Genomic DNA, 26,157 nt, shown 5'->3' with positions numbered 1-26,157 from the left:
AACGACAAAGAGGAAACGCGTATGTCTGGCAATCGTGGTGTGGTCTATCTCGGCCCGGGCAAGGTCGAGGTGCAGAACATTCCCTATCCGAAGATGCAGGACCCGCAGGGTCGGCAGATCGACCACGGGGTGATCCTGCGGGTGGTCTCCACCAACATCTGCGGCTCCGACCAGCACATGGTGCGCGGCCGCACCACCGCGCCGGAAGGCCTGGTGCTGGGCCACGAGATCACCGGCGAGGTGGTGGAGATCGGGCGTGGCGTGGAAACCATGAAGATCGGCGACCTGGTCTCGGTACCGTTCAACGTCGCCTGCGGCCACTGCCGTACCTGCAAGGAACAGCACACCGGCGTCTGCCTGACGGTCAATCCGGCGCGGGCCGGCGGCGCCTACGGCTACGTCGACATGGGTGGCTGGGTCGGCGGCCAGGCCGAATACGTGCTGGTGCCCTACGCCGACTTCAACCTGCTGAAACTGCCCAACCGCGAAGCGGCGATGGAGAAGATCCGCGACCTGACCTGCCTCTCGGACATTCTCCCCACCGGCTACCACGGCGCGGTCACCGCCGGCGTCGGCCCGGGCAGCACGGTCTACATCGCCGGCGCCGGTCCGGTCGGCCTGGCCGCGGCGGCCTCGGCACGCCTGCTCGGCGCGGCGGTGGTGATCGTCGGCGACGTCAACCCGACCCGCCTGGCCCACGCCAAGAAACAGGGCTTCGAGATCGCCGACCTGTCCAAGGACACCCCGCTGCACGAACAGATCGCCGCTCTGCTGGGCGAGCCGGAGGTCGACTGCGCGGTCGACGCGGTCGGTTTCGAGGCGCGCGGCCACGGCCATTCGGGCTCGCAGCAGGAAGCCCCGGCCACCGTGCTCAACTCGCTGATGGGCATCACCCGGGTCGCCGGCAAGATCGGCATCCCCGGCCTGTATGTCACCGAAGACCCGGGCGCGGTGGACGCGGCCGCCAAGCACGGCGCCCTGAGCATCCGCTTCGGCCTGGGCTGGGCCAAGTCGCACAGCTTCCATACCGGCCAGACCCCGGTGATGAAGTACAACCGCCAACTGATGCAGGCGATCATGTGGGACCGGATCAAGATCGCCGACATCGTCGGGGTGGAAGTCATCACCCTCGACGATGCGCCGAAAGGCTACGGCGAGTTCGACGCCGGGGTGCCGAAGAAATTCGTCATCGACCCGCACAACCTGTTCCGCGCGGCCTGAACCTCCGGCAACAACCGACGCGGCCCACGGGCCGCGTCGTCGTTGGTGCTATCCGGGGGAACTGCCGGCGATAAAATGGATCGGTGATACTGCTGCCATCCATTCGCGTCCCGGAGACCGCCATGAGCACCGATAGCCCGATCAACCGCGTCGAACAGGTACAGGTCGACGACCTGGCCTGCTGGCGCATCCACACCGCCCATGGCGAGGCGCTGATCGCCCAGCAGGGCGCGCAACTGCTCAGCTACCAGCCCCACGAACAGCCGCCGCTGGTCTGGCTCAGCGACGAGGCCGGCTACCGGCGCGGGCAGTCGGTTCGCGGCGGCGTGCCGGTGTGCTGGCCGTGGTTCGGTCCGCTGGAACGCAACCCGCAGGAAGTCCGCGGCCAGGTGGAAGATGGGCTGAAGGCGCCCGCCCACGGACTGGTCCGGGCGGTCGATTGGGAAATCGACGACATCGCCGAGGAGGACGGCGACCTCTGCGTCAGCTTCCGCCTCGACGCCCCCGATGGCCTCCCCGGCTGGCCGCACCCGGCGGCGCTGCGCATGCTGTTCCGCTTCGGCGAGCGCCTGACCCTGCGACTCACCAGCGAGAACCTCGGCAGCAAGCCGCTGGTGCTCAGCCAGGCACTGCACACCTACTTCGCGGTCAGCGACAGCCGCGAGATCGCCATCGAGGGCCTGGAAGGCGCGCGCTACATCGAGACCCTGGAGAACTGGGAAGAACGCACCCAGCACGGCGCGGTACGGGTCAAGGGCGAACTGGACCGCATCTACCTCGGTCTCGAACGCGACCTGCTGATCAAGGACCCGCGCTGGGAACGCAGCATCCACCTGCACGCCCTCGACTCGCGCTCGGCGGTGGTCTGGAACCCCTGGGTGGACAAGTCCCGGCGTCTCTCGCAGTTCGCCGACGACGCCTGGCAGCAGATGCTCTGCATCGAGACCGGGCGGGTCTGGGACGACCTCATGGTGGTCGCCCCCGGGCGCAGCGAAAGCTTTGGCGTGCAGATCTGGAGCGAGCCGCTGAAACGACCCTGAGCGGGTCGGCGAGCGGACGGGGCGGCTCGCATCGTCCGCCATGGGCCGTTGCGCAGGTGCCGGCCCTACAGGTCCGCTTCCTCCACCACCTTCACCCGCGCCTTGTCGATGGCGTAGGCGGCATCGGCCAGGTCATTGCTCACCTGCTCGATCTCCAGCGTGCCGCTGACCCACAGCGGGGTGTAGATATCGGTCAGCTTCAGCCCCTGTGGATAACGCACCAGGACGATCTGGTTCGGCGGCGGCGGCGGCACATGGATACAAGCGCCCGGATAGGGCACCAGGAAGAATTCGGTGACGCGGCCCTTGGCGTCGTTCTCCAGCGGCACCGGGTAGCCGCCGAGGCGGATCGCCTTGCCATCCAGGCTGGCGACGGTCTTGGCCGAATACATCACCGCCGGCATCTTCCGGTCCGACTGCTTCAGGCCACCCTTGCTGGTGAAGGTGCCGGCGGCCTCCGGGGTGTCATGGACGATGTCGGGCATTTCTTCCAACGCCTTGCGGTCGGCCGGCGGCATCAGTTCCAGCCAGTCGGTCTCGGGCAGTTCGGCGTGGGCCAGGGGTGAGGACAACAGGGCGAGCAGCAACAGGCGGGCGAACGGGAAGCGGCGCATGATGGCGGGAATACCGGCGAAGTGAGGAAACGCCGGCCCCCGCGGGGGCCGGCCAGAGCCATCAATTCTTCTTGATCAGGCCGTAAATGACCAGCAGTACGACGGCGCCGACCACCGCGCCGATGAAACCGGCCGCCTGGCCAGCCTGGTAGAAGCCGATCGCCTGGCCGCCATAGGTGGCCAGCAGCGAACCGCCGATGCCGAGCAGGATGGTCATGATCCAGCCCATGCTGTCGTCACCTGGCTTCAGAAAGCGTGCAACGAGACCAACGATCAGTCCGACGATGATGGTTCCGATTAATCCCATGACAGTCCCTCCTTACGGGTGTATGCGCATGTATTGCGCCTGCCATGGGACAGTGTAGAAAAGCCTTGGGTTCAGTGCCGCCCGCCAACCCAAGGATGGGCGGGCGACAATCGCTCACGCCTCGATCAGCGCCTCGACCTCGGCGATGCGCGCCTGCAGCGTCGCCCGGTCGGCACAACGCAGGGTGGCGTGGCCGACCTTGCGGCCGTTCTTGAAGGCCTTGCCGTAGTGATGCAGGTGGCAGTCGGCGACGGCGACCACCTGAGCCACCGGGGGGACCGCGCCGATGAAATTGAGCATCGCGCTCTCGCCGACCTTGGCGGTCGAGCCCAGCGGCAGGCCGGCGACGGCGCGCAGGTGGTTCTCGAACTGGCTGCACTCGGCGCCTTCGATGGTCCAGTGCCCGGAGTTGTGCACGCGCGGGGCGATCTCGTTGGCCTTCAGGCCACCGTCCACCTCGAAGAACTCGAAGGCCAGCACGCCGACGTAGTCGAGCCGGGCCAGCACGCGGCCGACGTAGTCCTCGGCCAGCGCCTGCAACGGATGCCCGCTGCTGGCCACGGAGAGCTTGAGGATGCCGCTGTGGTGGGTGTTGTGCACCAGCGGGTAGAAACGCGTCTCGCCATCGCGGGCGCGCACCGCCACCAGCGACACTTCCCCGGTGAACGGCACGAAGCCCTCGAGGATGCACGGCACGCTGCCTAGTTCGGCGAACGCGCCCTGCACGTCGGCCGGCTGGCGCAGGACCTTCTGGCCCTTGCCGTCGTAGCCCAGGGTGCGGGTCTTGAGCACCGCCGGCAGGCCGATGGCGGCTGCGGCGGCATCGAGGTCGGCCTGGGACTGGACGTCGGCGAAGTCCGGAGTGGGAATGCCGAGGTCCTTGAACATCGACTTCTCGAACCAGCGGTCGCGGGCGATGCGCAGCGACTCGGCGTTCGGGTAGACCGGCACGAACTGGGAGAGGAAGGCCACGGTTTCCGCCGGCACGCTCTCGAACTCGAAGGTCACCAGATCGACCTCGTCGGCCAGTTGCCGCAGGTGCTCCTGGTCGCCGTAGTCGGCACGGATGTGCTCGCCCAGGGAGGCCGCGCAGGCGTCCGGCGCCGGGTCGAGGAAAGCGAAGTTCATGCCCAGCGGGGTTCCCGCCAGGGCCAGCATGCGGCCCAGCTGGCCGCCACCGATGACACCGATTTTCATGGTTCGAGCCTTACCTTCTCAGAGCCTGTCTCACGCATCGCGCGGGTCGGGATTGTCCAGCACGGTTTCGGTCTGGTTGGCGCGGAACTGCTTCAGCGCCTCGTGGTACTGCGGGTGCTTGGCGCCGAGGATGCTCGCCGAGAGCAGCGCCGCGTTGACCGCGCCGGCCTTGCCGATGGCCAGGGTAGCGACCGGCACGCCGGCGGGCATCTGCACGATGGAGAGCAGCGAGTCGACGCCCGACAGCATCGACGACTGTACCGGCACGCCGAGCACCGGCAGGTGGGTCTTGGCCGCGCACATGCCCGGCAGGTGGGCGGCGCCGCCAGCGCCGGCGATGATCACTTCGAGGCCGCGGCCTTCGGCTTCCTCGGCGTACTGGAAGAGCAGGTCCGGGGTGCGGTGGGCGGAAACCACCTTCACTTCGTAGGGGATGCCCAGCTTGTCCAGCATGTCCGCGGTGTGACTGAGGGTGCTCCAGTCCGATTTGGAACCCATGATCACGCCAACCAGTGCGCTCATCGTCGTGCCTCTCTCAAATGCGCCGTCCGGCGCGTCAGAAACCAACAAGCCACGCTTCGTCGAGGGGCGTGGCTTGTACTGGGCCGAGCCGGCGGGCAGTGCCGGTTCGAAGGCGGCGCAGTATACCGCAAAGGCAGGCCGGGCGCGCGCCGGGGGCTACCGTCCGTCCCGTTTTTTCGCGCTGTGCCGGGAAACTTGCCGCAACTCAATGCGCGCCTGCCACGAGCGGCCAGACTGGTTGTCGCGGCACGCTCCGGGTGAGCGGCGGCCGCGCCGGTTCCGCAGCCTGTCGCGGTGCCCGTCAAAGGCCCGTGACGGGCGCTCAGCCCCGTCCAAGGAGATGACCATGACCCTGCCACAGACCATGAAAGCCGCGGTCGTGCACGCCTACGGCGCGCCGCTGCGGATCGAGGAAGTCAAGGTTCCGCTGCCCGGCCCCGGCCAGGTACTGGTGAAGATCGAAGCCTCCGGCGTCTGCCACACCGACCTGCACGCCGCCGAGGGCGACTGGCCGGTGAAGCCGCCGTTGCCGTTCATTCCCGGTCACGAGGGGGTCGGCTACGTCGCTGCGGTGGGCAGCGGAGTGACCCGGGTGAAGGAAGGCGACCGGGTCGGCATCCCCTGGCTGTACACCGCCTGCGGCTGCTGCGAGCACTGCCTGACCGGCTGGGAGACCCTCTGCGAGAGCCAGCAGAACACCGGCTACTCGGTGAACGGCGGCTATGCCGAATACGTATTGGCCGACCCGAGCTACGTCGGAATCCTGCCGAAAAACGTCGAGTTCGCTGAAATCGCGCCGATCCTCTGCGCCGGCGTCACCGTCTACAAGGGGCTCAAGCAGACCAACGCGCGCCCCGGCCAGTGGGTGGCGATCTCCGGCATCGGCGGCCTTGGCCACGTCGCCGTGCAGTACGCCAGGGCCATGGGCCTGCACGTCGCCGCCATCGACATCGACGACGCCAAGCTGGAACTGGCGCGCAAGCTCGGTGCCAGCCTGACGCTCAACGCCCGGCAGGAAGACCCGGCGGAGGCGCTCCAGCGCGACATCGGCGGCGCCCATGGCGTGCTGGTCACCGCGGTATCCAACAGCGCCTTCGGCCAGGCCATCGGCATGGCCCGCCGCGGCGGCACCATCGCCCTGGTCGGCCTGCCGCCGGGCGACTTCCCGACGCCGATCTTCGACGTGGTGCTCAAGGGCCTGCATATCGCCGGCTCCATCGTCGGCACCCGCGCGGACCTTCAGGAAGCCCTGGACTTCGCCGGCGAGGGCCTGGTCAAGGCGACCATCCATCCGGGCAAGCTGGATGACATCAACCAGATCCTCGACCAGATGCGCGCCGGGCAGATCGAGGGGCGCATCGTCCTCGAGATGTGACCTGCGGGGCGGCGCCCCGGCGCCGCCCTTGCCTGTCTACTCGACGCTGCCCAGCCCGCCTTCCAGCTTGCGCCAGAGCAGGCGGATCGCCGCCTTGCGCACCAGCGCGCAGCGGTACAGGCGGATTTCCTGCGGCACGAACCATTGCGGCCCGCCACAGATCGCCAGCTCGCCGCGCTCCAGTTCGTTGACCACGCTCAGCCGTGGCACCCAGGCCACGCCCATGCCTTGCAGCGCCATGCTCTTCAGGCTGTCGGCCATCGCCGTCTCGTAGACCGTGGTGTAGCGCAGGTTGCGCTGGCGCAGCAGCAGGTTGACCCCGCGACCGAGGAAGGCGCTGGCGCTGTAGGCGAGCAGCGGCACGCTCTGACCGTTCTCCAGGTCGAACAGCGGCTGGCCCTCGGCGTTCACCGCGCAGACCGGCAGCATCTCGGTGCGCCCCAGGTGCAGCGAGGGGAAGATCTCCGGATCCATCTGCAACGCGGCGTCAGGGTCGTAGAACGCCAGCATCAGGTCGCAGCTACCCTCGCGCAGGGAATGCACCGCCTCGCCGACGTTGGTGGCGATCAGCCGGCTGGCGATGTTCAACCCCTCGTTGCGCAGTCGCGCGATCCACTGCGGGAAGAAGCCCAGCGCCAGCGAGTGGGCGGCGGCGAACTGCAGCACCTCGCCCTGCCCACCTTCCAGGTGGTGCAGGTGGCGCACCACCTGGCCGAGCTGCTCGACCACGCTGCGCGCGGTGACCAGGAACAGCTGCCCGGCCTCGGTCAGTTCCACCGGCGTGCGCTGGCGATTCACCAGGGTCAGGCCGAGGGCGTCCTCCAGGCTGCGGATGCGCCGGCTGAAGGCCGGCTGGGTGACGAAGCGCTTCTCCGCCGCCTGGGAAAAGCTGCGGGTGCCGGCCAGGGCGATGAAATCCTCCAGCCACTTCAGTTCGAGGTTCACGACGGGAAAGGCTCCGGTAATGCGACGACACGTCCGCCATCATACCAGCGTCACATCCAACATTATGCCGTTTGTGCATGAGGCAGCGTTTAACAGCATTGGCCACGAAATCGTCACATCCTTAGTCTAGTGGGCATCGCGGCACTGGCCGTGTCCCTCTGAGACAAATCCCGTCATGTCCCCCGTTGCATCTTCCCGTATCGAGAAAGACCTGCTCGGCACCCTCGAAGTGCCCGCTGACGCCTACTATGGCATCCAGACCCTGCGCGCCGTGAACAACTTCCGCCTCTCCGGCGTGCCGCTGTCGCACTACCCGAAGCTGGTCGTTGCCCTGGCCATGGTCAAGCAGGCCGCCGCCGACGCCAACCGTCAGCTCGGCCATCTCCCGGAAGACAAGCACGCCGCCATCAGCGAGGCCTGCGCCCGCCTGATCCGCGGCGATTTCCACGAGCAGTTCGTAGTGGACATGATCCAGGGCGGCGCCGGCACCTCCACCAACATGAACGCGAACGAAGTGATCGCGAACATCGCGCTGGAAGCCATGGGCCATACCAAGGGCGAGTACAAGTACCTGCACCCGAACAACGATGTGAACATGGCGCAGTCGACCAACGACGCCTACCCGACCGCCATCCGCCTGGGCCTGCTGCTCGGCCACGACACCCTGCTGGCCAGCCTCGACAGCCTGATCCAGGCCTTCGCCGCCAAGGGCGTCGAGTTCGCCGGCGTACTGAAGATGGGCCGCACCCAGTTGCAGGACGCCGTGCCGATGACCCTCGGCCAGGAATTCCACGCTTTCGCCACCACCCTCGGCGAAGACCTCGACCGCCTGCGTCGCCTGGCGCCGGAGCTGCTCACCGAAGTGAACCTCGGCGGCACCGCCATCGGCACCGGCATCAACGCCGACCCCGGCTACCAGAAGCTCGCCGTCGAGCGCCTGGCCGCCATCAGCGGGCAGCCGCTGAAGCCGGCCGCCGACCTGATCGAAGCCACCTCCGACATGGGTGCCTTCGTGCTGTTCTCCGGCATGCTCAAGCGCACCGCGGTCAAGCTGTCGAAGATCTGCAACGACCTGCGCCTGCTCTCCAGCGGCCCGCGCACCGGCATCAACGAGATCAATCTGCCGCCGCGCCAGCCGGGCAGTTCGATCATGCCGGGCAAGGTCAACCCGGTGATCCCGGAGGCGGTCAACCAGGTCGCCTTCGAAGTGATCGGCAACGACCTCGCCCTGACCCTGGCGGCCGAAGGCGGCCAGTTGCAACTGAACGTGATGGAACCGCTGATCGCCTACAAGATCTTCGACTCGATCCGCCTGCTGCAACGCGCCATGGACATGCTCCGCGAGCACTGCATCACCGGCATCACCGCCAACGTCGAGCGTTGCCACGAACTGGTCGAGCACAGCATCGGCCTGGTCACCGCGCTGAACCCGTACATCGGCTACGAGAATTCCACGCGGATCGCCAAGACCGCACTGGAGACCGGCCGCGGCGTACTGGAACTGGTACGCGAGGAAAAGCTGCTGGACGAAGCCACCCTGGCCGACATCCTGCTGCCGGAAAACATGATCGCGCCGCGCCTGATTCCGCTGCGCGCCTGATCCGATACGAGATCGAGCGCGCCCAGGTCCGGCTGTCGATGCAGCCGGGCCGCAGCGCAGCCGATCGAAGAAGGCTCACCGGTAGAGGGGGAGTACTACCCCCTCGACCTTTAGGGATGGATACCCTTCATCCCTTCTTTTATACCCGGCGCCCCGGCCCAGCCGCGGCGCCACGCTCACCGGTCGAGAGGGATACCAACTTTCCCTCTCTACACTCTGAGGGACACGGCGACCTGCGGTGTCCCTTCTTTTTTCCCCGCTCACAGACGGCCCGCAGATCTTCCCCGTTGCCGAGGTGTTGCATGGCTGCGCTCACCTGTGGATAACGTCCGCGTCATACGTCCTACGAAGGCATATCCCCTCTCAACACCCCGTCAACCCTTGCTCCCGCCGCTCCTCCGGGAAGAAATAAGGCCTCAGCACTCGTACCCCGACGCTGTTGCCGGCAAACGCCGCCACCAACCACAACCAGCCATGCAGGCTGCCGGACGCGATCCCGCTGAAATACGCGCCGATGTTGCAGCCATAGGCCAGGCGCGCGCCGTAGCCGAGCAGCAGCCCGCCGATCACCGCCGCCGCCAGCGAACGGCGCGGGATGTCCAGGTTCGGCGCGAAGCGTCCGGCCAGGCCGGCGGCGAGCAGCGCGCCGAGGACGATGCCGATGTCCATCACGCTGGTGATGTCTTCCCACAGCGGCGCGGCCAGCGCCTTGGCGTTCGCCGGCGTCTGCCAGAAGGCCCAGGCGCCGACGTCCAGGCCCACGCCCTGGGCGATCTTCGCGCCCCACAGGGCGAAGGCCGACGTGATGCCCCAGGGGCGTCCGGCGAGGTACAGGGTGAGGAAGTTGAGCAGCGCCAGCGCCAGCGCGCCCCAGACCAGCGGCCAGGGGCCGCGGAGGAAGCGCCGCCAGCCGCGCCATTCGGCGCTCGACGGGGTTTCCAGGGTGCCGTGGCGGGCCTTCTCCATGCGTACCGTGACCCCGGCGATGCCGATGAACACCGCCAGGCTCAACACCAGCGCCGGTGCCAGGCCCAATTCGGCGACCAGCGAGATCGGCGGCAGCGACGGCAGGGCGAACCACCAGCCGACATGCTGGGTGGCGATCAGCGAGCCGAGGATGAAGAACAGCAGGGTCACCAGCATCCGCGCGTTGCCGCCGCCGACGGTGAACAGGGTGCCGGAGGCGCAGCCGCCGCCCAGTTGCATGCCGATGCCGAAAATGAAGGCGCCGACGATCACCGAAGTGCCGACCGGCGAGACGAAACCGCTCACCGGCTGGCCGAACAGGCTGCCCGCCGCCAGCGCCGGGAAGAACAGCAGCACCGCCACCGCCAGCATCACCATCTGCGCGCGCAGCCCGGCGCCGCGCCGTTCGCGGATGAATACCCGCCAGGCGGAGGTGAAGCCGAAGGCGGCGTGGTAGAGGGTCAGGCCCAGGGCGCCGCCGACGATGAAGAGGATGGCCTGGCGCGCACTGACCGCGTTGAACAGGAACAGCCCGCCGAGCACCAGCAGGGCGAAGGCGATCAGGGGGGCGGCGAGCTTGCGCTCGGGCGCGGCGGAAAGGGCGACACTCATGGCTACTCCTGGGCGCGAGGGTGATCCGGGGGCATTCTAGTCAGTCGCGACGACGGGTCCAACCGGGGCCTACCGCCGCCAGGCCCTGCGCAACGCCCGCAGCGCCTCGTCGATACGCGCCTCGGGTACTGCCGCGAAGCCCAGCACCAGGCCCGCGCGGTCGTCCGGCGCCACGCTTGAGTCGTCCATCCAGTAGTCGCTCAGGGCGCTGACTTCCACCCCGACGGCTGCCGCCGCGGCGATCAGGGCCCGCTCCCGCGCCAGGCTGTCGACCCGCACGCACAGGTGCAGCCCCGCCTCCACCGCCGGCAACGGCTGGCAGCCCGGCGCCTCTGGCCAGCCCCGCAGCAAGGCGTCGCGGCGGGCGCGGGCGGCGCGGCGCATGCGGCGGACGTGGCGCTGGAAATGCCCCTCGGCGATGAAGTCGGCCATGACCCGCTGGGTGCCCACCTCCGAATGGCGCACCTCGATGGCTCGGCGCTGGCGGAAGCGCTCCACCAGCGCCGGCGGGACCACCAGGTAGCCCAGGCGCAACGCCGGGAAGGCGATCTTGCAGAAGGTCCCGACGTAGAGCACCCGGCCCTGTCGGTCCAGCGCGGCCAGCGGCGCCAGCGGCGTACCGCTGTAGCGATACTCGCCGTCGTAGTCGTCCTCGACGATCCAGCCGTCGGCGCGCTCGGCCCACTCCAGCAACTCCAGGCGCCGCGCCAGCGAAAGGGTAACGCCGGTGGGGTACTGGTGCGACGGCGTGACATAGGCCAGGCGGCAGCCGGCAATGCCCGCGAGCCGGTCGCTGCGCAGGCCCTCGGCGTCGATGTCGATCCCGTGCGGTACCGCGCCGGTCGCGGCGAAGGCCAGGCGCGCCGCGCGGTAGCCGGGGTTTTCCACAGCCACTGGATCGCCGTTCTCGAGCAACACCTGGGCGCACAGGCGGATGGCCTGCTGCGCGCCATGGGTGACGATCACCTGTTCCGCCTCGCAGCGCAGGCCGCGCGCGCTGCGCAGATAGGCGGCGATCAGTTCGCGCAGGCGCGCCTCGCCGGCCGGGTCGCCGTAGCCCAGGCAGTCCGCCGGCGGGTTGCGCCAGAAGCGCGCCTGTAGCCGCGCCCAGGTGTCGAAGGGGAACAGGTCGAAGGCCGGCACGCCGACGCGGAACGCTCGCGGCGCGCCTTCCGGCGGCGGCGCCAGGGCCGCCGGGCCGCGTGGCGCGGGAGCGCTCGGGGCGACGGCAGGGGCCCTGCCCGGGATTTCCTGCAACTCGGCAACGTAGGTGCCGTCGCCAGTGCGCCCGTCGATATAGCCCTCGGCATGCAACTGTTCATAGGCCCGCACCACGGTGTTGCGCGAGACCTTCAGGGCCTGGGCCAGCTCGCGGCTGGCGGGCATCCGCGTGCGGCTGCCGAGGCGGCCGTCGAGGATCCGTTCGCGCAGCGCGGCGTAGAGCTGGCGGGCCAGGCCCTGGGCGGGATCGAGGTGGATACCGGCGGCATCGAAGGGCAGTACGGTGGCCATGGCGGTCTCGGAGGAAAGAAAGCGCCAGTGTGGATTGGACCTGTAGAATTGACCAGCAATGGATCTTCTAGCGGACCATTTCCCGGCCTAGTCTGGAGGCACCTTCACCCGGACATGGAACCGAGCCATGAGCACACCCCTGCAGATTCGCCCCGTCGGCGCCGCCGACCGCGCCGCCTGGCTGCCGCTGTGGGAGGGCTACCAGCGCTTCTACAAGACCGAGATCGCCGCCGCTACCAGCGACGCCACCTGGCAGCGCTTCCTCGACGCCGACGAACCGATGAATGCCGCCCTCGCCTGGCTCGACGAGCGCGCCGTGGGCCTGGTGCACTGGATCTACCACCGCTCCTGCTGGACCGTCGGCGACTACTGCTACCTGCAGGACCTGTTCGTCGCCGAGGGCCTGCGCGGCGAAGGCATAGGACGCCGGCTGATCGAGCATGTCTACGCCGAGGCCGGCACCGCTGGCTGTTCGCGGGTGCACTGGCTGACCCACGAGAGCAACAGCGACGCGATGAAGCTGTACGAGCGCATCGCCGACAAGTCCGGTTTCCTCCAGTACCGCAGGATTCTCTGAGGCCCATCATGCGCGAACCCTTGAACTGGCGCCCCGTCGCCACTCCGCCCCACGCCCCGCTCGACGGCCGCTTCGTCAAGCTCGAACCGCTCGACCCGCAACGCCACGGCGACGACCTGTGGGACGCCCTGCAAGGGCCTGGCGCCGACCCGCTGCTGTGGGAATACCTGGCCTACGGCCCGTTCGCCGAGCGCACGGCGTTCGACGCCTGGCTGGCCGGCCAGGCGGCCAGCCGCGACCCGCTGTTCTTTGCCGTGCGCGAGCGGCGCACGCAGCGCGCCGTCGGCCTGCTCAGCTACCTGCGGATCACGCCGAAGGATGGCGTCATCGAAATCGGCCATATCGCCTTCGGCGCGCCGATGCAGCGCACACCGGGCTCCACCGAGGCGGTCTACCTGCTCGCCGAACTCGCCCTCGGCCGCCTCGGCTACCGCCGCCTGGAGTGGAAGTGCAATGCCGGCAACGCCCGCTCGATGCGCGCCGCCGAGCGCCTGGGCTTCACCTACGAAGGCACCTTCCGCCAGCACATGGTGGTCAAGCAGCGCAACCGCGACACCGCCTGGTTCTCCCTGCTCGACAGCGAATGGCCGGCGCGACGGGCGGCGTTCGAGCGCTGGCTCGATCCTTCCAACTTCGACGCCGAAGGCCACCAGCGGCAGACGCTGGAGGCGCTGCGCGACTAGTCTCCTGGCAGGCCTGGCGGTCGCTCAACGGTACTCCGGCAGCCAGTGCAGGCTGGCCAGGATGTGCGCGACCGCGTTGGCCACGCCGAACAGCAGCACCAGCACGATCGCCGGCGTGCCGCCCCAGGCGCGGAACAGCGGGCTGCCGAAGCGCTTGCGCGAGGCCCGCGCCATCAGCGCCGGGACGATCACCGCCCAGAACGCCGCGGCCAGCCCGGCGAAACCGATGGCGTAGATGAAGCCGTTGGGGAACAGCAGCCCGCCGATGGTCGGTGGGACGAAGGTCAGCAACGCGGTCTTGAAGCGCCCGACGTGGCTGTCGTCGAACCTGCACAGGTCGGCCAGGTAGTCGAACAGGCCGAGGGTCACGCCGAGGAAGGAGCTGGCCACCGCCAGGTTGGAGAAGGTGGTGAGCAACGCGTTCAGCGAATCCGACGCGGTGATCCGGTGCAGGTATTCCACCAGGGTGCCGACATTGCTGCCGCCGGCGATGATGCCCTTGAACTGCTCGCGCGGGATGGTGCCCAGGGTGCTGGCCTGCCACAGCAGGTAGATGGCCAGGGCGATCAGGGTGCCGATCCACAGCGAACGGCTGATCCGCTGCGGGTCCTTGCCGTAGTACTTCATCAGGCTCGGCACGTTGCCGTGGTAGCCGAAGGAAGTCAGGCAGAACGGCAGGGTCGCCAGCAGGTAGGGCCAGTAGACCGCGTCCGGCTCGCCGCTGTTGAACAGGATCGCCGGCTGGATGCGCCCGAGCAGGCCGCTGATGGAGAGGCCGAAGGTAATGATCATGCCGCCGAGCATCAGCGTGGTGATGCGGTCCACCGCGCGGGTGCTCCACCACACCACCAGCGCTACCGCCAGGGCGAACAGCAGCCCGGCGAGCTTTTCCGGCAGGGTCACGCCGAGGCCGCTGGACAGGGTGTAGCCGATGATCGAGCCGCCGCCGGAGATATAGGCATAGGTGAGGATATAGAGGACGAAGGCGATGCTCAGCCCGTTGACCACGTTCCAGCCCTGGCCGAGCAGGTCGCGGGTGATGGTCGAGAAGCTCGAGCCCACCGGGTAGTTGAGGTTGGCCTCGAGGATCATCATCCCCGACAGCAACATGCAGAACCAGGTGAGCAGGAACACCGCCACCGACCAGCCGAACCAGATGCCGGACATGGCGATGGGCAGGGAGAACATTCCGGCGCCGACGGCGGTGCCGGCGATGATCATCGAACCGCCGAGCAGCGAGGGCCGGCGGCTGGGCGTTTGAGCTGGAGAGGACGACACCTGGACTTCCCGATAGTCAGCGCCTGCGGCGCGACGCGCCGTTGGGCAGAGGCGGCATTCTAGGCGGCGCGCGCGCCGGGCGCATCCTGGCAGGGCGAACAGCGGCCAACGCGGCAACCGATGCCGATAAAAAAAGGGGAGCATCATGCTCCCCCAGGGACTTTAACCGTCTGTCGCGGTCAGCCCGCAATCTCGATCAGGATCTCGCCCGGGTTGACCCGGTCGCCCTTGGCCACGTGGATCGCCTTGACCGTACCGGCGATGCCGGCCTGGACCTCGGTTTCCATCTTCATCGCCTCGGTGATCAGCACCGCCTGGCCGGCCTTGACGCTATCGCCTTCCTTCACCAGCACGTCGACGATGTTGCCCGGCATGGTGGTGCTGACATGGCCCGGCTCGCTGGCATGCTTGCGGCCGCTGGCGGAGCCGGCGACATATTCGTTGAGCGGCTCGAACACCACTTCTTCCGGCATGCCGTCGATGGACAGGTAGAAGTGCCGCTTGTTGTCGCTCTTCACGCCGACCCCGGTGATGTCGACGCGGTAGGTCTCGCCGTGCACGTCGATGACGAACTCGGTCGGGGTGCCTTCCGCGCCGGCGGCGGCGACGCCCTTGCCGGTGGGAATCGGCAGCAGTTCCTCGGGCTTCAGGGTGCCGGCCTCACGCTCTTCGAGGAACTTGCGCCCGATGTCCGGGAACATCGCGTAGGTGAGTACGTCTTCCTCGGACTTGGCCAGGCTGCCGATCTCGCTGCGCAGCTTGTTCAGCTCCGGCTTGATCAGGTCGGCCGGGCGCACGTCGATGACTTCCTCGCTGCCGATGGCCTGGCGCCGCAGTTGCTCGTTGACCTCTCCGGGGGCCTTGCCATAACGGCCCTGCAGGTACAGCTTCACTTCGTTGGTGATGGTCTTGTAGCGCTCGCCGGCGAGCACGTTGAAGAACGCCTGGGTGCCGACGATCTGCGAAGTCGGCGTCACCAGCGGCGGGAAACCGAGGTCGGCGCGGACCCGCGGGATTTCCTCGAGCACCTCGCCCATGCGGTTCAGCGCGCCCTGCTCCTTGAGCTGGTTGGCCAGGTTGGAAATCATCCCGCCCGGCACCTGGTTGACCTGCACGCGGGTATCCACGCCGGTGAATTCGCTCTCGAACTGGTGGTACTTCTTGCGCACCGCGTGGAAGTACATGCCGATCTCCTGGATCAGCTCCAGGTCCAGGCCGGTGTCGTAGGGGGTGCCGCGCAGCGCCGCGACCATAGACTCGGTGCCCGGGTGGCTGGTGCCCCAGGCCATGCTGGAGATCGCCGTATCGATACGGTCGGCGCCGTTTTCCACGGCCTTGAGCTGGCACATGCTGGCGACACCGGCGGTGTCATGGGAATGCACCACTACGTCCAGCGGCAGGGCGTCCTTCAGGGCCTTGACCAGGTCGCCGGTGGCATAGGGGGTGAGCAGGCCGGCCATGTCCTTGATGGCGATGGAGTCGACGCCCATGTCGGCCATCGCCTTGCCTTGGGCGACGAAGGCCTCGATGGTGTGAACCGGGCTGGTGGTGTAGCAGATGGTGCCCTGGGCGTGCTTGCCGGCGGCCTTCACCGCCTCGATGGAGACACGCAGGTTACGCACGTCGTTCATCGCGTCGAAGATGCGGAACACGTCGATGCCGTTGACCGCCGCCTTGGCCACGAAGGCGCGCACCACATCGTCGCTGTAGTGGCGGTAGCCGAGCAGGTTCTGCCCGCGCAGGAGCATCTGCAGGCGGGTGTTGGGCAGCGCCGCCTTGAGCTTGCGCAGGCGCTCCCACGGGTCTTCCTTGAGGAAGCGCACGCAGGCGTCGAAGGTGGCGCCGCCCCAGACTTCCAGCGACCAGTAGCCGACGCGGTCGAGCTTGTCGCAGATCGGCAGCATGTCCTCGGTGCGCATGCGGGTCGCCAGCAGCGACTGGTGGGCATCGCGCAGGATGGTATCGGTGACGCCGGTCTTCTTCGCTTGGATGGTGTTGCTCATGTTCTGCTCCTTCCCTTACAGGCCGGCGTGGGCCGCGATAGCGGTGGCGATGGCGATGGCCAGGTGCGACGGGTTGCGCTTGATCGAGTACTGGGTCAGTTCCGGGTGGCTTTCGACGAAGCCGGTGTTGAACTGGCCGCTGCGGAATTCCGGGTTGCGGAGGATTTCCTGGTAGTACGGCGCGGTGGTCTTGACCCCCTGCACGCGCATGTCGTCGAGGGCGCGCAGGCCGCGGTCGAGGGCCTCTTCCCAGGTCAGCGCCCAGACGATCAGCTTCAGGCACATCGAGTCGTAGTACGGCGGGATGGTGTAGCCGGTGTAGATCGCCGTGTCGGTACGCACGCCGGGGCCGCCGGGGGCGTAGTAGCGGGTGATCTTGCCGAACGAGGGCAGGAAGTTGTTCTTCGGGTCCTCGGCGTTGATGCGGAACTGCAGGGCGTAGCCGCGATGGACGATGTCGTCCTGCTTGACCGACAGCTCCAGCCCGGAAGCGATGCGGATCTGCTCGCGGACCACGTCGATGCCGGTGATTTCCTCGGTGATGGTGTGCTCCACCTGGACCCGGGTGTTCATCTCCATGAAGTACACCTCGCCGTCGGCGAGCAGGAACTCCACGGTGCCGGCGTTCTCGTAGCCCACCGCCTTGGCCGCGCGCACCGCCAGGTCGCCGATGTAGGCGCGCTGCTCGGGGGTGAGCTGCGGGCTCGGGGCGATCTCGATGAGCTTCTGGTTGCGGCGCTGGATCGAGCAGTCGCGCTCGAACAGGTGCACGGTGTTGCCGAAGGAATCGGCGAGGATCTGCGCCTCGATGTGCTTGGGATTGACGATGCACTTCTCGAGGAATACCTCGGCGCTGCCGAAGGCCTTGGTCGCCTCGGAGATCACCCGCGGGAACGCCTGCTCCAGTTCCTCGCGGCTGTTGCAGCGACGGATGCCGCGACCGCCGCCGCCGGAGGTGGCCTTGAGCATCACCGGGTAGCCGATCCGCTCGGCTTCGCGCAGGGCCTCGGCGAGGTCGGCGACATTGCCTTCGGTGCCGGGGGTGCAGGGCACGCCGGCGGCGATCATGCTGCGGCGGGCTTCGGTCTTGTCGCCCATGCGGCGGATCACTTGCGCCGACGGGCCGATGAACTTGATGCCGCGCTCGGCGCAGATTTCCGCCAGCTCGGCATTTTCCGAGAGGAAGCCATAGCCGGGATGCAGGGCGTCGCAGCCGCTTTCCACCGCCAGGTTCACCAGGGCGCGCGGGTTGAGGTAGCCGGCCAGCGGGTCCGCGCCGATGCTGTGGGCTTCGTCGGCACGCTTGACGTGCAGCGCGTGGCGATCGGCCTCGGAGTAGACGGCCACCGAGCGGATGCCCATCTCGGCGCAGGCGCGCACGATGCGGACGGCGATCTCGCCGCGGTTGGCGATCAGGATCTTCTTGATCACGGAGGTCTCCCTCTTCGGGGTTGGGAACCTGGTACGGTCGATCCGGATATTCCGGTCGCTGCATGACCGGCAGGCAGCTCCCGGTCGCACTTTTACCCTACCCCCGCGAGGGTGATTAACAAAAATCAATAATTATTGGGATAGCCATTAGAAAAGCTTTATAGTCGCCCGACCGATCTCGGTCAGAGTGTGACTGGAATGCGTAAGTCGTTGATGCGTATGACATTACGGCAGCTTCAGGTTTTTCGTGCCGTATGCGAGAGCCGCTCCTACAGCCGGGCGGCGGAGGAAATGGCCCTGACCCAGCCGGCGGTCAGCCTGCAGATCCGCCAACTGGAGGAGCTGGTCGGCCAGCCGCTGTTCGAGTACGTCGGCAAGAAGCTCTACCTGACCGATGCCGCCGAAGCCCTGCTGAAGACCAGCACCGACCTGTTCCAGCGCCTGGAAAGCCTGGACATGCAGCTCTCGGACCTGAAGGGCTCGCTGCAGGGCCAGTTGCGCCTGGCGGTGGAGTCCAGCGCCAAGTACATCACCCCGCACCTGTTCAAGGCGTTCCAGAACCTGCATCCGGAAGTCAGCCTGAGCCTGACGGTGGTCAACCGCACCCAGGTGATCAAGCGCCTGGCCGACAACCGCGACGACCTGGTGATCATGTCCCTGGTACCGCAGGACATGGCCCTGGAGTTCCTGCCCTTCCTGAACAACCCGATCATCGCCGTGGCGCCGCCGGACCATCCGCTGTGCAACGCCGCGAAGCTGGCCCTGAAGGACCTGGAGCCCTTCCCGCTACTGGTCCGCGAACCGGGCTCGGGCACCCGCAAGGCTTGCGAGGAGTTCTTCCAGCAACGCCGCGCGCACTTCTCGCAGATCCAGGAGATCGCCTCGCTGGAGTCCCTGCGCGAAGGGGTGATCGCCGGCCTCGGCCTGGCCCTGCTGCCGCGCCATGCGGCGCACCAGGAACTGGCCAACGGCCTGCTGCGCGAACTACCGGTGGAGGAATTGCCGCTCTATCGCAGCTGGTGCCTGGTGCACGCCAAGGGCAAACGCCTGAGCCCGGTGGCCCAGGCGTTCGTCGCCTTCGTCCGCGAGGAGCGGGCGCTGATCAGCCAGCTCGCTGGGCGCTTCGCCGGCCCTGGCGGTTCGAGCTGAGGTAGGCGGCGGCTACCAGCTCGGGGTAGTCGGCCAGTTCCTGGCGCAGGCGCAGTTCTTCGCAGTGGTCCTCGATCGCCCGGCGGAATTGCATGCGCCGCTGGTCTTCGAGCTTGCGGCGGGTTTTCGAATCCACGTGCTGGGCATTGGCATCGCTATGACGGGGCATCTCGCGTCTCCCATGGCCGACTGGCTGGAGTCGCGAGCATCGCGCAGCAATGTGACGGTTTGGCGGCAGGCCGGTGAAGACTGCGTTATGCCTTCCCGGCGGCGCCTCAGGACGGCTCGCCGCGTTCTTCCTGGTTCTTCATCACCTTCGGCGACAGGCGCAGGCTGCGCAGGCTGCGCTTGACGCTCTTGAGGTGGTTGACCAGGTCCGGGCCGCGGGCCATGGCCACGCCCATCGCCAGCACGTCGATCACCACCAGGTGGGCGATGCGCGAGGTCAGCGGGGTGTAGATGTCGGTGTCCTCGTGCACGTCGATCGCCAGGTTGACCGTGGCCAGGTCGGCCAGCGGGGTCTGGCTCGGACACAGGGTGATCAGCGTGGCGCCGGCCTCGCGGACCAGGTTGGCAGTGATCAGCAGGTCCTTCGAGCGACCCGACTGGGAAATGCAGATGGCCACGTCGCTGGGCTTGAGGGTCACCGCCGACATCGCCTGCATGTGCGGATCGGAGTAGGCCGCCGCCGACAGCAGCAGGCGGAAGAACTTGTGCTGGGCATCCGAGGCCACCGCGCCGGAAGCGCCGAAGCCGTAGAACTCCACGCGCTGGGCGTGGGCGATGGCGGCGATGGCGCGCTCCAGGGCGTGGGTGTCCAGGTGCTCGCGGACTTCCATCAGGCTGTGCAGCGTGGTGTCGAAGATCTTCAGGCTGAAGTCGGCCACCGAGTCGCTCTCATGGATCGAGAACTGGCCGAAGCTGGCGCCGGCCGCCAGGCTCTGCGCCAGCTTCAGCTTGAGGTCCTGGAAGCCGCTACAGCCGATGGCGCGGCAGAAACGCACGATGGTCGGCTCGCTGACCCCGACTCCATGGGCCAGTTCGGCCATGGAGCTGTGCATGACCGACGCCGGATCGTTGAGAACGTGATCGGCGACCTTGAGTTCCGACTTGCGGAGCTGTTGGCGGGACTGGGCTATGTGCTGCAGCAGGTTCACAGGCTGGGCTCGATTCTCTGTAGTAACCTTGTAGTTATACTACAAACAGTCAGCCACGCCCAGCCAACGCCGTCGGGAGCTTGCCTTGAGTACACCAGCCACTCCAACGTCCTGCGACATCCTGGTCTTCGGCGGTACCGGCGACCTGGCCCTGCACAAGCTGCTTCCGGCGCTCTATCGCCTGCACCGGGAGGAACGCCTGCCGGCCGATACGCGGATCCTCGCCCTCGCCCGCAGCACGCTGGACAACGCCGCCTTCCTCGCCCTCGCCGAGCGCAACGTCCGCGCGGTGGTGGCGCGCAGCGAGTTCGCCACCGAACAATGGAAAGGCTTCGCCGCGCGCCTCGACTACCTGGCCATGGACGCCTCGCAGAGCGCCGACTTCGGCCGTCTCGCGCGACACCTGAAGAGCAGCGAGGGCCGGGTGCTGGTGCACTACCTGGCAACCTCGCCGAGCCTGTTCGCGCCGATCGCGCAGAACCTCTCCATCGCCGGCCTCGCCGGGCCGCAAGCGCGCATCGTGCTGGAAAAACCGCTGGGCCATTCGCTGGACTCGGCGCGGGCGATCAACCAGTCCATCGGCCGGGTGTTCGACGAGTCGCGGGTGTTCCGCATCGACCACTACCTGGGCAAGGAAACCGTGCAGAACCTGATGGCCCTGCGCTTCGCCAATGCGTTGTTCGAGCCGGTCTGGCGCGCGGCGCACATCGACCATGTGCAGATCAGCGTCAACGAGACCCTCGGCGTGGAGAACCGCGGCGGCTACTACGACCACGCCGGGGCGATGCGTGACATGGTGCAGAACCATCTGCTCCAGTTGCTCTGCCTGGTGGCGATGGAGGCGCCGGTGCGTTTCGATGCCGAGGCTGTGCGCAACGAGAAGCTCAAGGTGCTGCAGGCGCTGAAGCCGATCTCCGGGCTCGACGTGCAGGACAAGACGGTACGCGGCCAGTACGCCGCCGGCAGGATTGGCGGCCAGGAGGTGCCGGCGTACTACTTCGAGAAGAACGTCGACAACGACAGCGATACCGAGACCTTCGTCGCGCTCCAGGCCGAGGTCGAGAACTGGCGCTGGGCCGGGGTGCCGTTCTACCTGCGCACCGGCAAGCGCATGGCGCGCAAGTGCTCGGAAATCGTCATCCAGTTCAAGCCGGTGCCGCACAGCCTGATCGACGGCGGCGGCGGGCCGGCCAACCGCCTGTGGATAAGGTTGCAGCCGGAGGAGCGGATCAGCGTGCAACTGATGGCCAAGACCCCGGGCAAGGGCATGCAACTGGAACCGGTGGAGCTGGACCTCAACCTGGCCGAGGCCCTCAGCCGCAACAAGCGGCGCTGGGACGCCTACGAACGCCTGCTGCTGGACGTGATCGAGGGCGACTCGACGCTGTTCATGCGCCGCGACGAGGTAGAGGCCGCCTGGGGCTGGGTCGACCCGATCCTCGCCGGCTGGCGCGAGCACTACCAGAGCCCGCGGCCCTACCCGGCCGGCAGCAACGGCCCGGAACAGGCGCAACTGCTGCTGGAACTGCAGGGTCGACGCTGGCTGGAATGACGCGGACATTGATCCGGCTCAGGATCGCCCGGCGCGCGCTCGGCTAGAGTCGCGCGCCCACGTCGTTGCGAGCCCGAACCATGACCGCCACCGCCCTCCGCCCCGAACTGCTGTGCCCCGCCGGCACCCTGAAAAGCATGCGCTATGCCTTCGCCTACGGCGCCGATGCCGTCTACGCCGGGCAGCCGCGCTACAGCCTGCGGGTGCGCAACAACGATTTCGACCACGCCCAACTGGCCGAAGGCATTGCCGAGGCCCACGCGCTCGGCAAGCGCTTCTACGTGGTGGTCAACATCGCCCCGCACAACGCCAAGCTGAAGACCTTCCTGCGCGACCTGGAGCCGGTGATCGCCATGGGCCCTGACGCGCTGATCATGTCCGATCCCGGCCTGATCATGCTGGTTCGCCAGCATTTCCCGCAGATGCCCATCCACCTGTCGGTGCAGGCCAACGCGGTGAACTGGGCCGCGGTGCAGTTCTGGCGGCAGCAGGGCCTGACCCGGGTGATCCTTTCCCGCGAGCTGTCGCTGGAGGAGATCGAAGAAATCCGCCAGCAGGTGCCGGACATGGAGCTGGAAGTGTTCGTCCACGGCGCCTTGTGCATGGCCTATTCCGGGCGCTGCCTGCTGTCCGGCTACATCAACCGCCGCGACCCCAACCAGGGCACCTGCACCAATGCCTGCCGCTGGGAATACAAGGCGGTGGAGGGCCGCGAGGACGAGCTGGGCAACGTGGTGGCGCGGGAGCCGACCCTGGGACGCGGCGCGCCGACCGAGCAGGTATTCCTCCTCGAGGAAGGCAACCGTCCCGGCGAACCGATGGCCGCCTTCGAGGACGAACACGGCACCTACATCATGAATTCCAAGGACCTCCGCGCCGTGCAGCACGTCGAGCGGCTGGCGCGGATCGGCGTGCACTCGCTGAAGATCGAGGGCCGCACCAAGTCCCACTACTACGTGGCGCGCACCGCCCAGGTCTACCGCCAGGCGATCGACGACGCGGCGGCCGGCAAGCCGTTCGACCGCGGTCTGATGGACACCCTGGAGTCCCTCGCCCACCGCGGCTACACCGAGGGCTTCCTGCGCCGCCACGTGCACGACGAGTACCAGAACTACCAGCACGGCCATTCGCTGTCCGAGCGCCAGCAGTTCGTCGGCGAACTCACCGGCGAACGCCGCGACGGACTGGCCGAGGTGGAGGTGAAGAACCGCTTCCAGCGCGGCGACAGCGTCGAACTGATGACTCCGCGAGGCAACCTGAGCCTGCGCGTGGAGGACCTGCGCAACGCCGCCGGCGAAGCCATCGAGGTGGCGCCGGGCAATGGCCACGTGGTCTACCTGGCGCTGCCGGAAGGGCTGGACCTGCGCTACGCGCTACTGATGCGCGATCTCCAGCCCGGCCAGGATACCCGCCAGCCGCAGGCCGAACGCAGCGGCGGGTGTGCCGGCAAGGGCGCTTGCGGCTGCGCTCACTGAGGGTTGAGCAGGAACACCACGTAGCCCCTGAACCAGGGGCTCTTTTCCAGGTAATCGGGGGCTTGCCAGTCGCCGCCCTGGACCAGGCCGATCCGGTACGGCAGTTGCAGGCGGCTGACCCGCGGGAGGTAGGCGGCGTGGTTGGGAATGCTGTGGCGCCCCTGGTAGGTCTGCACCACCACTTCGTCGACCACGCCCTTGAGCCGGTTGATCGCCGCCGCCTCGGCGTTGCTGCCCCAGTCGAGCAGCCCGGTGATGCTCAAGCGGTATTCGCGGGGTAGGCGCCGGCGCAGGTCGCGAAGGAAATCGACATACTCGTCGAGGTAGCGGGTACGCGCATCGAAGTCGATCTGGATGCCGACCACCGGGTTGCCGGCACGCTTCCAGCGCTGCACCTGGTTCAGCACGGCCTGGTAGATCTGCGGCGTCCAGCGCAGGGTATGGGCACGGTACACCACCCAGACCTCGCCCCGCGCCAGACGTGGCACCGAGATGCCCTGGGCGATCAGCCGCACGCCCTCGCCGGGGCGCCGGCGCGACTGGCTGATCTGTCCCTGCAGGATGTACAGCGTCTCGGCCCGCGCCAGCACCGGCTGCGGCGCGACGCCGCTCCACAGCCAGAAGGCGCCGTAGTCCTCGGCGCGCACCGCGGCCTCGACGGACGGCAACAGCGGCAGGCCCAGCAACAGGCCCGCCAGCCAGGCTCGCCAGCGCCTCACCAGTAGTACTTCAGTTCCTTGGCCCAGGAGCTGTCGGCGTAGGTCGACTTGAGCGTACGGAACCATTGCTTGCGCTCGGCCTGCGGGATGTCCTGCTGGCCGCAGGTGTTGTAGCCGGCCGGGGCGAAGCAGTTGATCGCGCGGAACAGCGCGTAGGCCTTGTCTTCGCGCGGTGCCTTGGCGTTGTCCATGACCTGGCGATAGCCATCCAGCCGGGAGTACACCTCGCCCTTGAAGCCGCTCGGGGTGCCGCCCAGCTCGTTGGCCTCGGGCTGGCTGTCCAGCGGCATGCCGTCCAGGCCGTTGCGCAGGATGAATTCGCCCAGGCAGTTCAGGCCCTTCGGGTCGTTGCCATCGGCGGCCAGCGCCGCGGCCGACTCGGCGATGGCCGGGCAAACGTAGCCGGACTCGGCCTTGTCGCCCTTCCAGCGGAACAGCTCCAGGCTGTTGCCGGCGCCGTAGACATAGCCGAGGCTGGTGCCCAGCTTGGTCTGCGAGGGGGTTTCGCCGAGCAGCGCGAAGTCCTTGCCGAAGTCGGCGAAGCGGCTGCGGCGCAGGTCCTTGTAAAGGAGAGTGAACAGCGCGGTATCGCGCTCTTCCGCCGTCGCGCCCTGCCTGGCCTGGCGGCGCAACAGCTCGGCGTCGGCGACGTTGCGCAGGAGGATGCTGCGCAACAGCGGCTCCTGGACCGGTGAACCTTCGGCGAAGACCTTTTCCAACTGGCCGCTGCGCTCGTAGTTGAGCGCCAGGGCGAGCTGCAACTGGCCCTTCTGGTACGGCTGCGCGGCCTGCGGCAACAGTTCCAGCCAGAGCGCCTCGGCGGCTTTCCAGTCCTTCTGCTGCTCCAGCGCCAGCCCGCGCAGGGTCTGCTGGCTGAAGCCGACGTAGTCGAGGCTGCCGACCTTTTGCGGCAGCGCTTCGAGGGTCTTCGCCGGGTCCTGGTCGACATAGAAGCGATAGGCCGCCTGCAGGTAGGCGAACAGTTCGGGATGCGCGGCGAAGCTGGCCTGCTGGGCCTGCAGCGTTTCCCAGGTGAAGCTGCGCGGCGTCGACGGATCGTGGGCGCGCATCTGCACCAGGTCGGCCACCGCCAGCAGCAGCGGAGTCTGGATATCGCCGAGCTGGATACCGGTCAGGAGCTTGTTGTCGACCTCCTGGACCAGGTCTTCCAGGGCCATGTTGCGCTGCCCTTGCTCGGCTTCGGCGAATTGCGCGGCATAGTCCTGGGCCAGCAGCTTCTGGTCGCCGGACAACCAATGCACGCGCCGTTGCAAACCCTTGGCCGAGGCGGCGTAGAGCCCCTTCGGATACGCCTGCAGGTAGGCATCGAGGGCGCTGCGGGTCTGCTCCAGGCGAGCCTTGTCGACATTCTGCAACTCGGGGAAGCCCATGTCGTCGAAGGCGTTCTGCTGGGCGGCGTTGAGCAGGGTGCGCGCCTGCAGGTACAGGGCGGTTTCCTTCAGCCAGGGCTGCGACACGTCCTGCAACGCCTTGAAGCCCTGTTCGGCTTCGTCGAAGCGGCCGCTGTAGAAGTTGGCCGCAGCCTCCAGGTACGTGGCGAAGGCCTTGCCTGCGGCCGACTCGACGCCTTGCGCGAGCACACCGCCCAGTTCCTCTTGTTCCCAGCCGCAGGCACCGAGCAGGTCCAGGCGGCTGTTGGCCAGGGCCTTGGCCTCCGCCTCGCCCAGCCCGGCGTCACGCACCTGGCGAAGAAACGCCAGCGCGCTGTCCTGGTCGTTGCTGCGGCAGCGGCTGCCCTCGCCCTCGAAGAATTCGGCACCGGCGATCTTTTCCGGTAGCGCTTCGGCGCCCATCTGCCGGGCCAGTTCGGCGAGCGGCGAGGGCGCTGGCGCCGCCGGCGGTGTCTCGGCTTCGCTCGCCGCCGGCGGCGCGGGCGGCTGGCTGCCGTCGCCGGGCAGCAGGCGGAACAGGCCGAACGGCACCAGACCGTAGCCTTCGAGCTTCTCTTCCTCCGACGGCGGCGCCTCCACCAACCGCCAGTGGCCGGCGTCGGCCAGCAGCAGGCGCAGGTTGGCGCGGGTGTCGTTGCCCGGGGCGAGGAACGGCAGGGTATCGCAGACACCGCCGCCGACCAGCGACCAATCGGGATAGCAGGAGTCGTCGCTGCTGGCCTGGGCCAGCGGGGAGAGACCGGCGCCCACCAGCAGGAGGGCGGGAAGAAGCGGCTTCGAGCGCATGAATCGTCCTTAATTCGTGGGAGT

The 26,157-nt window shown here is 67.8% G+C and carries 23 protein-coding genes; 9 read left to right on the top strand and 14 right to left on the bottom strand.

Going from position 1 to position 26,157, the window contains the following annotated elements; all coding sequences use genetic code 11:
- The first annotated feature begins 21 nt into the window (after positions 1 to 21).
- Both fdhA and HMPREF2886_RS01175 read left to right on the top strand, forming a co-directional pair.
- A complete protein-coding gene (gene fdhA, locus HMPREF2886_RS01180) occupies positions 22 to 1,221 on the top strand; it encodes a formaldehyde dehydrogenase, glutathione-independent (RefSeq protein ID WP_003096788.1) in 1,200 nt (399 codons plus the stop codon).
- 83 nt (positions 1,222 to 1,304) lie between these two features.
- Entirely contained in the window at positions 1,305 to 2,261 is a 957-nt protein-coding gene (locus tag HMPREF2886_RS01175; protein ID WP_016852274.1) for a D-hexose-6-phosphate mutarotase, read from the top strand.
- 65 nt (positions 2,262 to 2,326) lie between these two features.
- Here the strand turns inward: HMPREF2886_RS01175 and HMPREF2886_RS01170 are convergent, their stop codons facing one another.
- The 4 genes from HMPREF2886_RS01170 to purE form a co-directional block, all read right to left on the bottom strand.
- Positions 2,327 to 2,875 (bottom strand): DUF3299 domain-containing protein, encoded by a 549-nt coding sequence (locus tag HMPREF2886_RS01170; protein WP_033973077.1) that lies wholly within the window; start codon positions 2,873 to 2,875, stop codon positions 2,327 to 2,329.
- Between the two features lie 61 nt (positions 2,876 to 2,936).
- Entirely contained in the window at positions 2,937 to 3,182 is a 246-nt protein-coding gene (locus tag HMPREF2886_RS01165) for a GlsB/YeaQ/YmgE family stress response membrane protein (RefSeq protein WP_003096795.1), read from the bottom strand.
- Positions 3,183 to 3,296: 114 nt separating this feature from the next.
- Positions 3,297 to 4,379 (bottom strand): 5-(carboxyamino)imidazole ribonucleotide synthase, encoded by a 1,083-nt coding sequence (locus HMPREF2886_RS01160; RefSeq protein WP_033978519.1) that lies wholly within the window; start codon positions 4,377 to 4,379, stop codon positions 3,297 to 3,299.
- Positions 4,380 to 4,409: 30 nt separating this feature from the next.
- Positions 4,410 to 4,901 (bottom strand): 5-(carboxyamino)imidazole ribonucleotide mutase, encoded by a 492-nt coding sequence (gene purE, locus HMPREF2886_RS01155; protein ID WP_003106314.1) that lies wholly within the window; start codon positions 4,899 to 4,901, stop codon positions 4,410 to 4,412.
- A 346-nt stretch (positions 4,902 to 5,247) separates the two neighbouring features.
- Between purE and adhP the strand changes: the two genes are divergently transcribed.
- Positions 5,248 to 6,276 carry an alcohol dehydrogenase AdhP gene (adhP, locus tag HMPREF2886_RS01150; protein ID WP_033973075.1) on the top strand — a complete coding sequence of 343 codons (1,029 nt, stop codon included), beginning with the start codon at positions 5,248 to 5,250 and terminating at the stop codon, positions 6,274 to 6,276.
- A 36-nt stretch (positions 6,277 to 6,312) separates the two neighbouring features.
- On the opposite strand, the gene HMPREF2886_RS01145 is transcribed toward adhP, so the two are convergent.
- On the bottom strand, positions 6,313 to 7,221 hold the full coding sequence (locus HMPREF2886_RS01145) for a LysR substrate-binding domain-containing protein (protein ID WP_003096819.1): 909 nt from the start codon (positions 7,219 to 7,221) through the stop codon (positions 6,313 to 6,315).
- A 175-nt stretch (positions 7,222 to 7,396) separates the two neighbouring features.
- Here HMPREF2886_RS01145 and aspA point away from each other — a divergent pair, with 175 nt between their 5' ends.
- A complete protein-coding gene (aspA, locus tag HMPREF2886_RS01140; RefSeq protein WP_003150612.1) occupies positions 7,397 to 8,821 on the top strand; it encodes an aspartate ammonia-lyase in 1,425 nt (474 codons plus the stop codon).
- A 363-nt stretch (positions 8,822 to 9,184) separates the two neighbouring features.
- Here aspA and HMPREF2886_RS01135 read toward each other — a convergent pair whose 3' ends face one another.
- Both HMPREF2886_RS01135 and HMPREF2886_RS01130 read right to left on the bottom strand, forming a co-directional pair.
- Positions 9,185 to 10,399, bottom strand: coding sequence for a YeeE/YedE family protein (locus HMPREF2886_RS01135; RefSeq protein WP_033973062.1), 1,215 nt, complete (start codon positions 10,397 to 10,399; stop codon positions 9,185 to 9,187).
- A gap of 69 nt (positions 10,400 to 10,468) precedes the next feature.
- Positions 10,469 to 11,911, bottom strand: coding sequence for a MocR-like pyridoxine biosynthesis transcription factor PdxR (locus tag HMPREF2886_RS01130; RefSeq protein ID WP_070746621.1), 1,443 nt, complete (start codon positions 11,909 to 11,911; stop codon positions 10,469 to 10,471).
- A 127-nt stretch (positions 11,912 to 12,038) separates the two neighbouring features.
- On the opposite strand from HMPREF2886_RS01130, the gene HMPREF2886_RS01125 reads away from it, so the two are divergent.
- Both HMPREF2886_RS01125 and HMPREF2886_RS01120 read left to right on the top strand, forming a co-directional pair.
- Positions 12,039 to 12,488: a GNAT family N-acetyltransferase gene (locus HMPREF2886_RS01125; RefSeq protein ID WP_070746619.1), complete on the top strand. Its 450-nt coding sequence runs from the start codon at positions 12,039 to 12,041 to the stop codon at positions 12,486 to 12,488.
- Positions 12,489 to 12,496: 8 nt separating this feature from the next.
- On the top strand, positions 12,497 to 13,171 hold the full coding sequence (locus HMPREF2886_RS01120; protein ID WP_033978515.1) for a GNAT family N-acetyltransferase: 675 nt from the start codon (positions 12,497 to 12,499) through the stop codon (positions 13,169 to 13,171).
- 24 nt (positions 13,172 to 13,195) lie between these two features.
- On the opposite strand, the gene mtr is transcribed toward HMPREF2886_RS01120, so the two are convergent.
- The 3 genes from mtr to HMPREF2886_RS01105 all read right to left on the bottom strand — a co-directional run bounded on the left by mtr (position 13,196) and on the right by HMPREF2886_RS01105 (position 17,883).
- On the bottom strand, positions 13,196 to 14,449 hold the full coding sequence (mtr, locus tag HMPREF2886_RS01115; RefSeq protein WP_033973057.1) for a tryptophan permease: 1,254 nt from the start codon (positions 14,447 to 14,449) through the stop codon (positions 13,196 to 13,198).
- Positions 14,450 to 14,628: 179 nt separating this feature from the next.
- The gene (gene oadA, locus HMPREF2886_RS01110; protein WP_033978514.1) at positions 14,629 to 16,452 is read right to left on the bottom strand and encodes a sodium-extruding oxaloacetate decarboxylase subunit alpha; all 1,824 of its coding nucleotides are present in this window, start codon (positions 16,450 to 16,452) and stop codon (positions 14,629 to 14,631) included.
- 15 nt (positions 16,453 to 16,467) lie between these two features.
- A complete protein-coding gene (locus HMPREF2886_RS01105; protein ID WP_033973054.1) occupies positions 16,468 to 17,883 on the bottom strand; it encodes an acetyl-CoA carboxylase biotin carboxylase subunit in 1,416 nt (471 codons plus the stop codon).
- 213 nt (positions 17,884 to 18,096) lie between these two features.
- Between HMPREF2886_RS01105 and pycR the strand changes: the two genes are divergently transcribed.
- Positions 18,097 to 19,032, top strand: coding sequence for a LysR family transcriptional regulator PycR (gene pycR, locus HMPREF2886_RS01100; RefSeq protein WP_003121355.1), 936 nt, complete (start codon positions 18,097 to 18,099; stop codon positions 19,030 to 19,032).
- Here pycR and HMPREF2886_RS01095 read toward each other — a convergent pair.
- Both HMPREF2886_RS01095 and hexR read right to left on the bottom strand, forming a co-directional pair.
- On the bottom strand, positions 18,986 to 19,201 hold the full coding sequence (locus tag HMPREF2886_RS01095) for a PA3496 family putative envelope integrity protein (protein ID WP_003105559.1): 216 nt from the start codon (positions 19,199 to 19,201) through the stop codon (positions 18,986 to 18,988). The genes pycR and HMPREF2886_RS01095 overlap by 47 nt on opposite strands.
- 106 nt (positions 19,202 to 19,307) lie before the next feature.
- Entirely contained in the window at positions 19,308 to 20,189 is an 882-nt protein-coding gene (hexR, locus tag HMPREF2886_RS01090) for a transcriptional regulator HexR (RefSeq protein ID WP_003096857.1), read from the bottom strand.
- A gap of 85 nt (positions 20,190 to 20,274) precedes the next feature.
- On the opposite strand from hexR, the gene zwf reads away from it, so the two are divergent.
- Both zwf and yegQ read left to right on the top strand, forming a co-directional pair.
- The gene (gene zwf / locus HMPREF2886_RS01085; RefSeq protein WP_033978512.1) at positions 20,275 to 21,741 is read left to right on the top strand and encodes a glucose-6-phosphate dehydrogenase; all 1,467 of its coding nucleotides are present in this window, start codon (positions 20,275 to 20,277) and stop codon (positions 21,739 to 21,741) included.
- An 80-nt stretch (positions 21,742 to 21,821) separates the two neighbouring features.
- On the top strand, positions 21,822 to 23,216 hold the full coding sequence (gene yegQ, locus HMPREF2886_RS01080; protein ID WP_009316013.1) for a prephenate-dependent tRNA uridine(34) hydroxylase TrhP: 1,395 nt from the start codon (positions 21,822 to 21,824) through the stop codon (positions 23,214 to 23,216).
- Here yegQ and HMPREF2886_RS01075 read toward each other — a convergent pair.
- Both HMPREF2886_RS01075 and HMPREF2886_RS01070 read right to left on the bottom strand, forming a co-directional pair.
- Positions 23,210 to 23,935, bottom strand: a complete 726-nt coding sequence (locus tag HMPREF2886_RS01075) for a DUF3142 domain-containing protein (protein WP_033973051.1) — start codon at positions 23,933 to 23,935, stop codon at positions 23,210 to 23,212. The two genes, yegQ and HMPREF2886_RS01075, sit on opposite strands and share 7 nt — an antisense overlap.
- Complete coding sequence (locus HMPREF2886_RS01070) at positions 23,932 to 26,133, bottom strand: PA5441 family protein (protein WP_039027077.1); 2,202 nt, start codon at positions 26,131 to 26,133, stop codon at positions 23,932 to 23,934. The genes HMPREF2886_RS01075 and HMPREF2886_RS01070 overlap by 4 nt, the downstream gene beginning before the upstream one ends.
- Between the last annotated feature and the right edge of the window lie 24 nt (positions 26,134 to 26,157).

The organism is Pseudomonas sp. HMSC066A08 (assembly GCF_001813025.1).
Lineage (GTDB): Bacteria > Pseudomonadota > Gammaproteobacteria > Pseudomonadales > Pseudomonadaceae > Pseudomonas > Pseudomonas aeruginosa.
Note: the sequence above shows the minus strand (reverse complement) of the source record. Positions and strands in the feature narration are given on the sequence as shown.